Annotated in this window: 11 protein-coding genes; 8 read left to right on the top strand and 3 right to left on the bottom strand. The window is 73.6% G+C overall.

The features are described 5' to 3' along the window. Window positions 1–14: 14 nt before the first annotated feature. The 3 genes from Plo01_RS24995 (at window position 15) to Plo01_RS24985 (ending at window position 3,860) form a co-directional block, all read left to right on the top strand. Complete coding sequence (locus Plo01_RS24995; protein ID WP_203893125.1) at window positions 15–926, top strand: VldE C-terminal domain-containing protein; 912 nt, start codon at window positions 15–17, stop codon at window positions 924–926. A 30-nt stretch (window positions 927–956) separates the two neighbouring features. Beyond that, window positions 957–2,291 carry an MFS transporter gene (locus tag Plo01_RS24990; RefSeq protein WP_203893124.1) on the top strand — a complete coding sequence of 445 codons (1,335 nt, stop codon included), beginning with the start codon at window positions 957–959 and terminating at the stop codon, window positions 2,289–2,291. Between the two features lie 72 nt (window positions 2,292–2,363). Then, the gene (locus Plo01_RS24985) at window positions 2,364–3,860 is read left to right on the top strand and encodes a glycosyltransferase family 39 protein (RefSeq protein ID WP_203893123.1); all 1,497 of its coding nucleotides are present in this window, start codon (window positions 2,364–2,366) and stop codon (window positions 3,858–3,860) included. A gap of 40 nt (window positions 3,861–3,900) precedes the next feature. Here Plo01_RS24985 and Plo01_RS24980 read toward each other — a convergent pair whose 3' ends face one another. Continuing rightward, window positions 3,901–5,202, bottom strand: a complete 1,302-nt coding sequence (locus Plo01_RS24980; protein WP_203893122.1) for a GH1 family beta-glucosidase — start codon at window positions 5,200–5,202, stop codon at window positions 3,901–3,903. A 71-nt stretch (window positions 5,203–5,273) separates the two neighbouring features. On the opposite strand from Plo01_RS24980, the gene Plo01_RS24975 reads away from it, so the two are divergent. Continuing rightward, the gene (locus Plo01_RS24975; RefSeq protein WP_203893121.1) at window positions 5,274–5,924 is read left to right on the top strand and encodes a TetR/AcrR family transcriptional regulator; all 651 of its coding nucleotides are present in this window, start codon (window positions 5,274–5,276) and stop codon (window positions 5,922–5,924) included. Between the two features lie 13 nt (window positions 5,925–5,937). On the opposite strand, the gene Plo01_RS24970 is transcribed toward Plo01_RS24975, so the two are convergent. Next, window positions 5,938–6,876, bottom strand: a complete 939-nt coding sequence (locus Plo01_RS24970) for an aldo/keto reductase (RefSeq protein ID WP_203893120.1) — start codon at window positions 6,874–6,876, stop codon at window positions 5,938–5,940. A gap of 153 nt (window positions 6,877–7,029) precedes the next feature. Between Plo01_RS24970 and Plo01_RS24965 the strand changes: the two genes are divergently transcribed. Then, window positions 7,030–7,392 (top strand): MerR family transcriptional regulator, encoded by a 363-nt coding sequence (locus tag Plo01_RS24965; protein WP_239317009.1) that lies wholly within the window; start codon window positions 7,030–7,032, stop codon window positions 7,390–7,392. A 111-nt stretch (window positions 7,393–7,503) separates the two neighbouring features. Beyond that, entirely contained in the window at window positions 7,504–8,955 is a 1,452-nt protein-coding gene (locus Plo01_RS24960; protein WP_203893118.1) for a peptidoglycan D,D-transpeptidase FtsI family protein, read from the top strand. 79 nt (window positions 8,956–9,034) lie between these two features. Here the strand turns inward: Plo01_RS24960 and Plo01_RS24955 are convergent, their stop codons facing one another. Continuing rightward, complete coding sequence (locus Plo01_RS24955; protein WP_203893117.1) at window positions 9,035–10,486, bottom strand: purine-cytosine permease family protein; 1,452 nt, start codon at window positions 10,484–10,486, stop codon at window positions 9,035–9,037. Between the two features lie 92 nt (window positions 10,487–10,578). Here Plo01_RS24955 and Plo01_RS24950 point away from each other — a divergent pair, with 92 nt between their 5' ends. Both Plo01_RS24950 and Plo01_RS24945 read left to right on the top strand, forming a co-directional pair. Then, a complete protein-coding gene (locus Plo01_RS24950; RefSeq protein WP_203893116.1) occupies window positions 10,579–11,283 on the top strand; it encodes a TetR/AcrR family transcriptional regulator in 705 nt (234 codons plus the stop codon). A gap of 21 nt (window positions 11,284–11,304) precedes the next feature. Continuing rightward, a partial coding sequence (locus Plo01_RS24945; protein ID WP_203893115.1) for an amidohydrolase occupies window positions 11,305–12,677 on the top strand: 1,373 nt, incomplete at its 3' end.

Genomic DNA, 12,677 nt, shown 5'->3' with positions numbered 1-12,677 from the left:
GAGGTGAGCGAGGCGTGAGACCGAGCCGCCCGGCGACGCTGGGTGTCCTGCTCGCCGCTCTGCTGCTGACCCCCGTGATGGCAGGGGCCAGCACCGTGCGGGCGGTCAAGCTCGACCCCGAGACGGACCTGCGCAAACTCACCCAGCAGGCCAACCAGCTCAACAAGGACTACCGGGGCCAGGTCCAGAGTCTCGAGGACGCCCGGGTCAAGGCCAGGAAGGCCACCGACACGGCCAAGAGGCTGAAGTCCGCCCTGGCCGGCGCCCAGACCGACGTCCGCCGTTTCGCGCAGAACAACTACATGTACGGGGCCCTGGACGGAGGCGGCCTGCTCGCCTTCCAGGGCGACGCCTCCCTCGCCCTCAACCAGGCCGCCACCCTGTCCCACCTCACCACCACGCGCACCACCCAGCTCTTCCGCGTCAAGGAGCTGATCAAAGAGGCGTCCAAGGCGGAGAAGGCCGCCGAGGCCGAGATCGTCGAACTGCGCAAGGACATCGAGAGGCTCAAGAAGAACCGCGTCAAGATCGAGACGCTCCTGGCCAAGTACGGCTTCCAGACGCCGAGCGGCAACGGCGGCCTGACCGCCCGCACGGTCACCATGCGCAACCTGGTGCTGCAGACCTTCCCCATGCCCTACGGCTACGGCTGCCTGCGCCCCGGCGACCCCGGCGACCACGGCAGCGGCCGGGCCTGCGACTTCATGTTGAGCACCGGCGGCCGCGTCCCCACCGCCGAGGCCAAGGCCCGCGGCGACCGCCTGGCCCAGTGGGCCATCACCAACGGCCAGCGCCTCGGGGTGATGTACGTCATCTGGCAGCAGAAGTACTACGACGTCCGCACGGGCGCGGGCTGGCGGATGATGTCCGACCGCGGCGGCAACACCGCCAACCACATCGACCACGTGCACATCTCCATGTTCTGAGGTGCTCACCGCACCGCAGAAAGACGTCCCGTGACCGACATCGTCCCGTTGCGCAAGAACATCCGCTTCCAGCTGCTGTGGCTCGGCAGCGCGGTCTCCCAGCTGGGCTCGGAGCTCACCCGGCTCGCCATGCCGCTGCTGGTACTGGCGCTCACCGGCTCGCCGGGGCTGGCCGGCGTCGTCGCCGGGGTCCGCACCGTCGCCTTCCTGCTGACCCAGATGCCCGCCGGCGTCTGGGTGGACCGCTGGGACCGCCGCCGTACCCTGCTCGCCGCTCAGGGGCTCCAGGCCGCCGTCTCGGCGCTGCTGGCCGCGCTGGTCCTCGCCGGCCGGGCGCAGGCCTGGCACTTCGTCGCGCTGGCGGCCTTCGACGGGCTGTGCGCCGCGTTCACCGGCCCCGCCAGGGACACGGCGATCCGCGGGATCGTCCCCGTCGGCCAGCTGCACACCGCGTACGCACAAGAAGAGGCCCGCACCCACGCCGCCGGGCTGATCGGCCCGCCGCTCGGTGGCCTGCTGTACGGCCTGGGGCGGGCGGTGCCCTTCGTCGTCGACGCCCTCACCTTCCTCGCCGCCACGCTCTGCTACGCCCTGGCGAAAGTGCCGCGCCGCCCGGCGGACCAGTCGTCCCCTCCCGCGCGGGAGGAGAGCGGGGAGCGGCAGCCGGCCCGGCGCGGCATGGTCCGGGAAGCGCGTGAGGCCGTCGCCTGGTTGTGGCGCCGGCGCGGCCTGCGGGAGGTCACCGCGGCCGTGATGGTCCTCAACCTGCTGGGCGGAGCGTTCCTCATCCCGCTGATCGTGCTCGTCGGCGAACGCGGCGGTGACGCGCTCACCACCGGCACGGTCCTGGCCGGTCTCGGCGTCGGCGGGCTGGCCGGCGCGCTGCTGTCGGGCCGCGTCAGCCGGCTCCTGCCGCCCGGGAGGCTGCTGCTCGCCGTCACGTCGGTCTTCGGAGCCGCGCTGGCGGCCACGGCGCTGCCGTGGGGGGCGTGGTGGCCGATGATCCCGCTGGCGTTCATCACCTTGACGACGCCCTCGCTCAACGTGGTGCTGAACGTGGTGATCGCACGGATGGTGCCCGAGGGGATGCTCGGCCGGATGGGCGCCGTCCTGAACATGGGCGGGACGGGGCTCAAGCCCCTCGGGCCGGCTCTCGGCGGGGCGCTGGCGGCGGCGCTGGGCGGCGCCGCGGCGCTCGTGGTGCTGGGCGGGCTGCTCGGCCTGACCGCCGCCCTGGCCGCGCTCAGCCGGGAGCTGCGCGGTTTCACCGGGGAGGCCCCGTCGGCGGGATCCGCCGGGGAAGCCTCCGTGGGCGGGGAGAACGCCGCACCGGCCGGGGGCGGGCCGCCGCGCACGCCCGCCTAGGCGGGCCCGGGCGCGACCCATTGGAGACGCCTCTCCCCGCTGATAGTTTTCTCGACTGTGGTGCGATCACCGGTGAGCCGGACAGCGGACGACAGCCGCCTCGGGGAGATCCCCGCGTTCGCCCGGCGGCATGTCACCGTCGTCTCCCTGGTCCTGTTCACCCTGCTGGTGAGCTTCAGCCCCGGGTACGGCTACCACCGTGACGAGCTCTACTTCCGGATGCTCGGCGAACATCCGGCCTGGGGCTACGTCGACCAGCCCCCGCTGACGCCGCTGCTGGCCCGGGCGAGCACCGCCCTGTTCGGCGACCTGCTGGTGGCCGTCCGGGCGCCCGCCGCGCTGAGCGCGGCGATCCTGGTCGTGCTGGTGGCGTTGACCGCCAGGGAGCTGGGCGGCGGCCGTACGGCGCAGCTGCTGGCCGCGGCGGGCGTCGGCACCGGCGTCTTCACCCTGATCGCCGGGCACAGCCTGCTCACCCTCAGCGCGGACCTGCCGCTGTGGACGGCGGCGGTCCTGTTCATCCTGCGGGCGCTGCTGCGGGGGGACGGGCGGTGGTGGCTCGCCGCCGGGACGGTGATCGGGCTGGCGACCTACAACAGGCATCTCATCGCCCTTCTGGTCATCGGCCTGGCCGCGGGCCTGCTCGGGGCCGGTCCCCGCGAGACGCTGCGGAGCCCGTGGTTGTGGGCCGGGGCCCTGCTCGCGGTGGCGCTGGCCACGCCGAACCTGCTCTACCAGGTCGCGAACGGCTGGCCGCAGCTGGAGATGGCCGCCGCGCTCAGCGAGGACAAGGGGGCGGAGTTCCGGATCCTGTACCTCCCCATGCAGCTCGTGCTGTTCGGGCCGGTGGCGGCGGTCCTCGGCGCGGTGGGCTGGCTGCGGCTCCGGCGCAACCGGCGGGTGCGCTCGCTGGCCGTCGCCTACCCGGTCGCGGCGGCGCTGACGCTGCTCAGCGGGGGCCGGTTCGACTACACGGCGGGCCTGATCGTGCTGCTGGCGGCGGCGGGCTGCGTGAGCGCGGAGGAATGGGCGGGGCGGCGCGCGGGACGGCTCCGGACGGTCGTGATCGCGCTGTCCGCGAACGGCGTCCTGTCCGCGGTGATCGCCCTGCCGCTGATCCCGGTGACGGCGCTGAGCGCCACGCCCGTGCCGTACGTCAACGAGGTCGCCCGCGAGTCCGTCGGCTGGGAGGAGTTCGCCTCCCGGGTCGCGGCGGTCGTGCGCGGGCTGCCCGCGGAGGAGCGCGCCCGGACCGTGCTGCTGGCGGGCAGCTACGGCGAGGCGGGGATGCTGCACCTCGCCGCAGGGAGGTACGGGCTCCCGGCGGTCTACAGCGGGCACAACCACCTCCACCTCTACGGGCCGCCGCCCGAGTCGGCCACGGTCGCCGTCGCGGTCAAGATGCCGAGGCGGTTGCTGGAGACCCGGTTCGCCGAGTGCGCCGAGGCGGGCCGGACCGACAACGGCGTCGGCGTGGAGAACGAGTTCCAGGACCTGCCGATCTTCGTCTGCCGGGGCCTGCGGGAGCCGTGGCGTACGGCCTGGCCCCGCTTCCAGCACTACAGCTGACCGGACCCCGCTCGAACCCCGCCGGGGTTCCGGCGGGCTCTCAGCGGCGGGCGATGCGCTCCTTGAACCAGTGGTAGGAGGCCTTGGGCGTGCGCCTCTGGGTGGCGAAGTCGACGTGGACCAGGCCGAAGCGCTGGTGGTAGCCCTCGGCCCACTCGAAGTTGTCCAGCAGGGACCAGACGTAGTAGCCGCGGACGTCCACGCCCTCGGCCGCGGCCTGCTCGACGGCCCTGATGTGGCCGTCGAGGTAGGCGATCCTGGCCTGGTCGTCGACGGTCCCGCCGGGGCCGGGCTCGTCGGGCTGGGAGCAGCCGTTCTCGGTGACGTAGACCGGGGGCAGCGCGTCGCCGTAGCGCGCCTTGAGACCGGTCAGCAGCTCCCGCAGGCCGTCGGGGACGACGGGCCAGCCGAAGGCGGTGACGGGGTATCCGGTGATCCCGGCGTCGGTGAACGGCAGGCCGTCCCCGCCGGGCGCGGCGATCCGGGTGGGGTTGTAGTAGTTGATCCCGAGCCCGTCGAGCGGGGCGGAGATCAGGTCGAGGTCGCCGTCGCGGACGCAGTCGAGGGCGGGGCCGTACGCCGACAGGTCGGGGTAGCGCCCGAGCAGGACCGGGTCGTTGAACAGGCGGTTGTGCAGGATGTCGTAGGCCTCGGCGGCGGCCAGGTCGGCCGGGTCGTCGGAGGCGGGCCAGACCGGGGTGCAGTTGTTGGTGATCAGCACCTGCCCGGCCCCGTTCGCCCGGAGGGCCGCCGTGGCCAGGCCGTGCCCGAGGAGCTGGTGGTGGGCGGCCGGGAGCGCGCCGGTGAGCAGGGCCAGGCCGGGGGCGTGCGCGCCCATGGCGTAGCCGAAGGCCATGTGGACGAACGGCTCGTTCAGAGTGATCCACATCGGGACGCGGTCGGCGAGCCGCTCGGCCACGAGGGCGGCGTAGTCGGCGAAGCGGGAGGCGGTGTCGCGGGCCAGCCAGCCGCCCTCGTCCTGGAGGGCCTGGGGCAGATCCCAGTGGAACAGCGTCGCGGCCGGGACGATGCCCTTCTCGCGGAGCCCGTCGACCAGCCGGTCGTAGAAGTCCAGGCCGGCCGGGTTGGCCGGGCCCTTGCCGTCGGGCTGGATCCGGGGCCAGGCGATGGAGAAACGGTAGGAGTCGACCCCGAGGTCCGCCATCAGCGCGATGTCCTCGGGCCAGCGGTGGTAGTGGTCGCAGGCGACGTCGCCGGTGTGGCCATCGCGGACGCGGCCGGGCTCGTGCGCGAAGGTGTCCCAGACGGAGGGGCCGCGGCCGTCCTCGGTGACGCCGCCCTCGATCTGGTAGGAGGCGGTAGCCGTACCCCAGAGGAACATCCTGACCTCCCAATGGTATGAGTACTGCTCATGTTAGCCGCTCGACGTCGTATTTAGGGGATGATGAAGGGATGACGAACGTCCCCGGGGGAACGCTGCGGCGCCGCCCAGCCCAGCGCCGCAGCGCGGAACGGGTGGAGCGGATGCTGGACGAGTGCGCGAAGCTGCTGGACGAGGTCGGCTACGACGCGCTGACCACCAAGGAGGTCGCGCGCCGCGCGGAGGTGCCGATCGGGACCTTCTACCAGTTCTTTCCCGACAAGCACGGCCTGGTGCGCGCGCTGGCCCTGCGCAACCTGGAGGCGTTCCTCGACCGGATCACCGCCCGGCTCGAGGACGCCGGGCCCTCCGACTGGACCGCCATGGCGGACCTGGCGATCGACGAGTTCGTCGCCATGAAGCGGTCCGTCGCCGGCTTCGGCGTCGTCGACTTCGGCGAGGTGCTGGCCACGCCGGGCGGCCCCGCCCTCCAGGGGACCGAGCGCATGCTCGACGCCGCGCTGGAGAACAACGTCGTCGTGGCCGACCGGCTCCGGGCGGTCATCGTGGACCTGTTCGGCGACCCGGCGGCGCCGGGGCTGGACCGGGCGCTGGTCGTCGCGGTCGAGGCCGCCGACGCCGTGCTCAAGCTCGCCTTCCGGGCCCTGCCGGAAGGCGATCCCGAGCTGATCTCCGAGTGCAAGCGCCTGGTCCGGCGCTATCTCTCGGACTACCTGTCATAGTCCCCGCGGGCTCTCAGTGGACGGCGTCCAGCCGGGCGCGGAGCTCGTCGTCGAGCTTCAGGTCGACGGCCCCGAGGGCCTCCTCCAGCTGGGCGGAGGAGCTCACGCCCACGATCGGGATGACGGCCGGGGAGCCGCCGATCAGCCAGGCGAGGACCGCCTGGTTCGGGGTGACGCCCAGCTCGGCCGCGACCTCGCGCAGCACCGCCAGGCGGCGGGTGGTCCCGGGGTGGTCGAACGCCTCCTCCAGGGGACGGTCCTCGCGGGTGTAGCCGCCGCTCAGCAGGGTGCTGTAGGCCCAGAGCGACACCTCCGGCTCCTGCCGCAGGTAGTCGAGGGTGTCGTCGTTCACCAGCGTGTGCCCGGACGACTGCAGCGGGGCGTCCGGGCGGGGGCGGACGTAGGAGTGGCGGAGCTGCAGGTGGGTGTAGGGCGTCCAGCCGTTCGCGCGGGAGACGTTCCTGGCCCGTTCGAGCCGCCAGGCGGGCGTGTTGCTGGCGCCGATCTCGCCCACCGAACCCGCCCCGACCAGCTCGTCGAACGCGCCGAGGGTCTCCTCCAGCGGGACCGACCGGTCCTCCACGTGCGCCCAGTACACGTCGATGCGGTCGGTCCCCAGCCGCCGCAGGCTGCCCTCCGCCGCGGCCTTGATCACCTCCGCGGACAGTCCTTCCGCGGAGGCGAGGGTACGGTCGCCGGGGACGGTCGGGCGGGCTCCGCACTTGGTGCTCAGCACGACCCGGTCGCGGTTGCCCCGGGAGGCCAGCCAGCGGCCGATGGTCAGCTCGCTCTCGTCGCCGGTCGCCCCGTCCTTCCAGAAGGGGTAGTTGTTCGAGGTGTCCAGGATCGCGCCGCCGGCCTCGGCGAACCGGTCCAGGATCGCGAAAGTCGTCCGCTCGTCGACGGAGGTGCCGAAGGGGATGGTGCCCAGTGCGAAGGGGATGCGTGTCATGCGGCACAGCCTGGGAGCTGGAGTGAACTCCATGTCAAGCGGGGCCGGATCCGCGCGGGGATCCACTCGTCGATCCGCTCCCGGCGTCGATCCGGCGGTCGCGGAGCGGCCCGGCTTGACCTGGAGCCGACTCCAGGTGCCATGCTGCCGGACATGAGTGTGTTCACGCCGGGACAGGTGGTAGAGGAGACGGGGTTCAGTCTGGACACCCTGCGGTACTACGAGCGCATCGGGCTGCTGGAGCCCGTCGGCCGTAACGCCGCGGGGCAGCGCCGCTTCACCCAGGACGACATCGGATGGCTCGGCATGGTCAGATGCCTGCGGGACACCGGCATGCCGATCGCCGAGATGCTCCGCTTCGCGGAGCTGGTCCGGGCGGGCGAGCATACGATCCCCGACCGGATCGCGCTGCTGGAGGCGCACGACCGCCGGGTGGAGGCCCAGGTGGCCAACCTGAGGGAGAAGCAGACCGCGATCCGCAACAAGATCGGTTATTACCGCGCCGTGAGCTGCTGATCGCCGCCCGCGGTGCCGGACCCGCGGGTGTACGGGGCCTTTGCCCAGGTGTGAGGGGCGCTTTCCGGTGCCGCTGTTAGACCGGATAGCCGGACCTCAGAGAGGGGGCCCATGGCCGCTCCGCGCGCCCGCCGGATCAACGTCCCGCTGCGTCACCTCGCCGTGCTCTGCGGGGTCCTGCTGTTCGTCCTGCTCGGCACCGTGACGCGCATCCAGGTGCTCGACGCCGGGAGGCTGAAGGAGAACCCGCACAACCAGCGGCCGCTGTTCGCGCGGTTCGACCGGCCGCGGGGGGAGATCCTGCTCCGCGACGGCACGGTCGTGGCGACCGGCGGCGCGGGCGAGGGGGAGTTCCGGCACCGCCGGGTCTACCCCGGCGGGGCGGTGTACGCGCCGGTGACCGGGCACCTGTCGCGGTACGGCGCCACCGGCCTCGAACGGGCCCGGGACGCCGTGCTCTCCGGAACCGACTCCCGGGTCATGGTGCGCTCGATCATGGCCGCGACCGGGGCGGGGGCCACGGTCGGGCTCACGATCGACGGGAAGGCGCAACGCGCCGCCTACGAGGCGCTGCGCGCCACCGGACGGCCCGGGGCCGCGGTCGCGATCGACCCGGCCACCGGCGCGATCCTGGCCATGGCCTCCTTCCCCTCCTACGACCCCAACCTGTACACGTCCTTCGACGTGGAGACCCTGGCCCGGGCCGACGCGCGCCTGCAGGCCGATCCCGCCAGGCCGCTGCTCAACCGGGCGATCCAGCAGAACTATCCGCCCGGGTCCGTCTTCAAGGTCATCACTGGGGCCGCCGCGCTCGCCTCGGGCGGCTACGGACCGGCCGAGACCGTCAGCGCGCCCGCCGCCTTCCTCCTGCCGGGCACCTCCGTGCGCCTGCGCAACGTCCGGGGGTCGTCCTGCGGCGACGGCGAGCCGCCGCTGGCCTACGCGTTCAAGACCTCCTGCAACACCCCGTTCGCGATGATCGGGGTCGAGCTCGGCCAGGAGGCCCTGCGCGAGCAGGCCGAGGCGTTCGGCTTCAACGACGGCGGCCTCACCGTCCCGATGCCCGTGGCCGAGAGCGTCTATCCCGCGGGGATGGACCCGGCGCAGACCGCGATGTCGGCGCTCGGCCAGTTCGACGACCGGGTCACCCCGCTGATGCTCGCGATGATCTCTTCGGCGGTCGCCAACGGCGGCTCGCTCATGCGTCCCCACCTGGTCCGGGAGATCCGGCTCGACGACGGCACGGTGATCGACGAGACCGAGCCCTCCCAGTACCGCCGCGCGCTCGACGCCGGCGACGCCCTCCGGCTGGCCGCCATGATGGTCGCGGTCACCCAGCCGGGCGGCACCGGTACGGCGGCGGCCATCCCGGGCATCGAGGTGGCGGCCAAGACCGGCACCGCGGAGAACGCGGAAGGGGAGGCGGATCACGCCGTGTTCACCGGCTTCGCGCCGGCCGGCTCCCCCCGGGTGGCGGTGGGGGTCGTCGTGGAGGGCGGCGGGTCCGGCGGCCGGGTCGCGGCGCCCGTGGCGAAGGCGATCACTCAGGCCGTCCTGCGGTAACCGCCCGCGCGGGCCGCTCCGTGTGGACCCCCGTGCGGGCCGTCCTGCGGTGGCCGCCCGCGGGCCGTCCGGAGGCCGCTCACGCCCGCATCCCGGCGCCGGGCCCGGAAAGGGGGCGGCGCATCATGACGGCGTAGATCGCCGAGGCGACGGCGACGCCGACGGGCAGGCTGAGGTCCACGCCGCCGAGGGCGTGGGCGACCGGGCCGGTGTAGAGGGTGTTCACGCAGAGGGCCGCCGCGGCGGCGCCCGCCGTGAGGGCGGCGGCTCCCGCCCGGTTGACGCCCGCGGTGTACCAGAAGGGGCTGTCCGGGGTCTCGTCCGTCAGCCCGGGACCGTCGTAGCGGTTGCGGCGCAGCAGGATGTCGGTGGCGTAGACGGCCATGCTGGGGCCGAGCAGGACGACGGTGAGCTGCAGGACGCTGCTCACGGTGTCCAGGAAGTCGGACACGAGGAGCGCGTACAGGGTCAGGGCGACGGCGAGGACCCCGTCGACGACGACGCTGAGGGAACGGCGGATGCGCACGCCGACGGCCTGGAGGGCGAGGCCGGAGCTGTAGGCGGTCATGGCGTTGATGGAGACCGTCCCCAGAACCAGCGCGAGCAGGAAGACGGGGGTGAACCAGGCGGGCAGGATCGCCTCCAGCGCGGTCTGCGGGTCGGTCATGTCGACCGCGGTCGCGGCGAACGCGCCCAGCGAGGTGACGACGACGCTGGGCAGGAAGCCGCCGAGCGCGTTCCAGAACACGATCGCCTTCGGGGACGTCGTGCGGGGCAGGTAGCGGGAGAAGTCGGCGCTGTTGGTGTAGGAGAGCGGGCCCGCGGCGATGAGGGTGACGCCGGCCGCGATGACCGCCCACAGGTCGCCGCCGGTCAGGGGCTCCGCGGGGGCGTGGCCGAAGTCCGCGTGCCCGAGGACGCCGGCGGCCACGACGGCGAACGCCGCGGTGAGGGCCAGGGTGATCAGGGGGTAGAGCTTCACGATCGTGGCGTGGCCGTAGACGCTGATGGCCAGGGTGAGGGCGGCGATGACCACCACGATGACGATCTTCACCCCGGCGTTCGGCGGGATGCCGGCCTTCTCGGCGAGGGAGAAGGCGGCGAGCGCGGCCGCCGCCATGTTGAGGGCGAGGTAGCAGATGCAGATCGCCCAGCCGGTGATCGCGATGTTCACCCGGTTGCCGCGGACGCCGTACATCGCCCGCATGATCACCTCGCTCGGGGTTCCCGACGCCGGTCCCGAGACGGCCAGCAGGCCGACCGCCGCCCAGAACAGGTTGCCGGCCACGATCACCGCCAGTGCCTGCCAGAGGCTCAGGCCCATGAGGATCAGCGCGCCGCCGACCACCAGGCTCAGGTAGTTGACGTTCGCCGCGGCCCAGACGGCGAACAGCTCCCGCGGGCGGCCGTGGCGCTCCGCGTCGGGGATGTGGTCGATGCCGTGGACCTCGATGCGGCCCGCCCGGTCCGAGGACGGCGTGTCGCGGGGATCGTGGGCGCCCGGGTGCGGGTCGGGGATCGTGGACGTCATGAGGCCCTCCGGGTGCCGGTCGTGCCGCCGTCGCTTATTGGTCGCACGCTCAACAGTTGCTTATTGGTCGCACACTCAATAGCATCGGGAGGGTGTCGTCAAGTGTTCAGCGCAAGCGAATCCGGAAATCACCGGCCGACCGGCGCGCGGAGATCGTCGACGCGGCGGCCGCCGTCGCGCTGGCCGAAGGGCTGGAGTGCGTCACCCTGCGGCGGATCGCCGAGCAGCTCGACGTCCGCCCGGGGCTGATCAGCCACTACTTCCCCTCGGCGGAGGACCTGGTGGCCGAGGCGTTCGGCAGCGCCGCGAACGCCGAGCTCGAGACCCTCCTCCCGGCGGACCGGTCCGGCGAGACTCCCACGCGGCACCTCGCGCGGTTCTTCGCGCATGCGACGGGAGAGGCGTACGACGCCATCAGCCGGCTCTGGATCAACGCCCGGCATCTCAGCCGCTACCGGCCCGTCCTGCGCGACCGCGTCACCGCGCAGGAGGAGGCGTGGCGCGGACGCCTCGAGGGCCTCATCCGCGAGGGCGTCGAAGGGGGCGAGTTCCGTACGGACGACCCCCACGTGACCACCATCCAGATCCTGGTCGTGATCGACGGCCTCGGCGCGCACGCCAACACCGACAGCGGCAACCGTCCCGAGACGGTGACGCGCATGGCCGTGACCACGGCGGAACGCGAGCTCGGCCTGGCGCGCGGAACCCTCTCCCGGCACGGCGGACCCGGCGGCACGGGCCGGACCGGCGCGCCGCCGGCATCCGGCGGCGCCGCCCCGCCGGCCACCTCCAACTGATCAGTCCCGCAAGGAGCCGTCGTGCACCCCCGTCTCGTCCTGCTCTCCGCCCGCCTGCTGGACCCCGCGACCGGCCGGCCGCTGCCGGACACCGCGCTGGCCGTCTCCGGAGGGCGGATCGCCGCCCTGGGCGACGACCGCCGGATACGCTCGCTCGCGGGCCCCTCGACGACGGTCATCGACCTGAAGGGGGCCGTGGTGATCCCCGGCCTGGTCGACGGGCACCTCCACCCGGTGTCCGGCGCCGAGCTGACCCAGGGCCTGGACCTGTCGGGCTGCGCCGACCTGGACGCCGTACGCGAGGCCCTGGCCCGCGAGGTCCGGACGCTCGCGCCCGGGGCGTGGCTGCACGCGTGGGGCCTGGACCCGAACGTCTTCGGCGACCGGCCCGTCGAGACCGCCGCCCTCGCCCCCGTCCTCGACGGGGTCCCCGCCCTCCTCCAGCTCTTCGACGCCCACTCCATGCTCGCCAGCGCCCGCGCCCTCGAACTGGCCGGCGTCGACGGGCCGCGCGCCTTCGCGCAGGCCGCCGAGGTCGTCTGCGACGACGCCGGCCGGCCGACCGGCCTGCTCCTGGAGGACGCCGCCTGCGAGCTCGTCGAGCGCGCGGCTCCCCGGCCCACCCGCGCCGAGCGCCGGGCCCGCCTGGCCGCCGCCCTGCGGACCATGGCCGCCGCCGGGCTCACCGGCGGGCACGTCATGGACGCCAACGGCGAGAGCCTCGCCCTCTACGCCGAGCTCGACGAGGCCGGCGAGCTGCCCCTGCGGCTGCGGGTCGCGCCCTGGTGCCAGCCCGGCGTCGACGCCGACGGCCTGCGCGCCCTCATCGAGCAGCAGGGCACCGGCGGCGGGCTCTGGCGGGTCGAGGGCGTCAAGCTCTTCATGGACGGCACCATCGACAACGGCACCGCCTGGCTGGAGCGCCCCGACTGCCACGGCGAGTCCACGCACGCCTTCTGGCCCGAGCCCGGCGCCTACACGCACGTCGTCGGCGAGCTCCACCGGGCCGGAGTGCCCACCGCCACCCACGCCATCGGCGACGCGGCCGTACGGCACGTCCTCGACTCCGTCGAGAAGGCCCTGACGGCAACGGGGTCCTCCGGGAAGAGCACGGGGGAGCGCGCGGTCCGGCACCGGATCGAGCACATCGAGACCGTCCCCGACGCCACCCTGCGCCGCTTCGCCGAGCTCGGCGTCGTCGCGTCCATGCAGCCCACCCACTGCTGCGACTTCACCCGGGCCGACCACACCGACAACTGGTCGCGCCGGCTCGGCGAGGAGCGCGCCTCCCGCGCCTGGCGCTGCCGCGACCTGTGGGACTCCGGGGCCACCGTCGTCCTCGGCTCCGACTGGCCCATCGCCCCCCACCCCCCGCTCGGCGTCATGGCGGGGGG

The organism is Planobispora longispora, from assembly GCF_016863135.1.
In the GTDB taxonomy this organism is placed as follows: Bacteria; Actinomycetota; Actinomycetes; order Streptosporangiales; family Streptosporangiaceae; genus Planobispora; species Planobispora longispora.
This window is presented reverse-complemented; position numbering and strand designations above follow the sequence as displayed.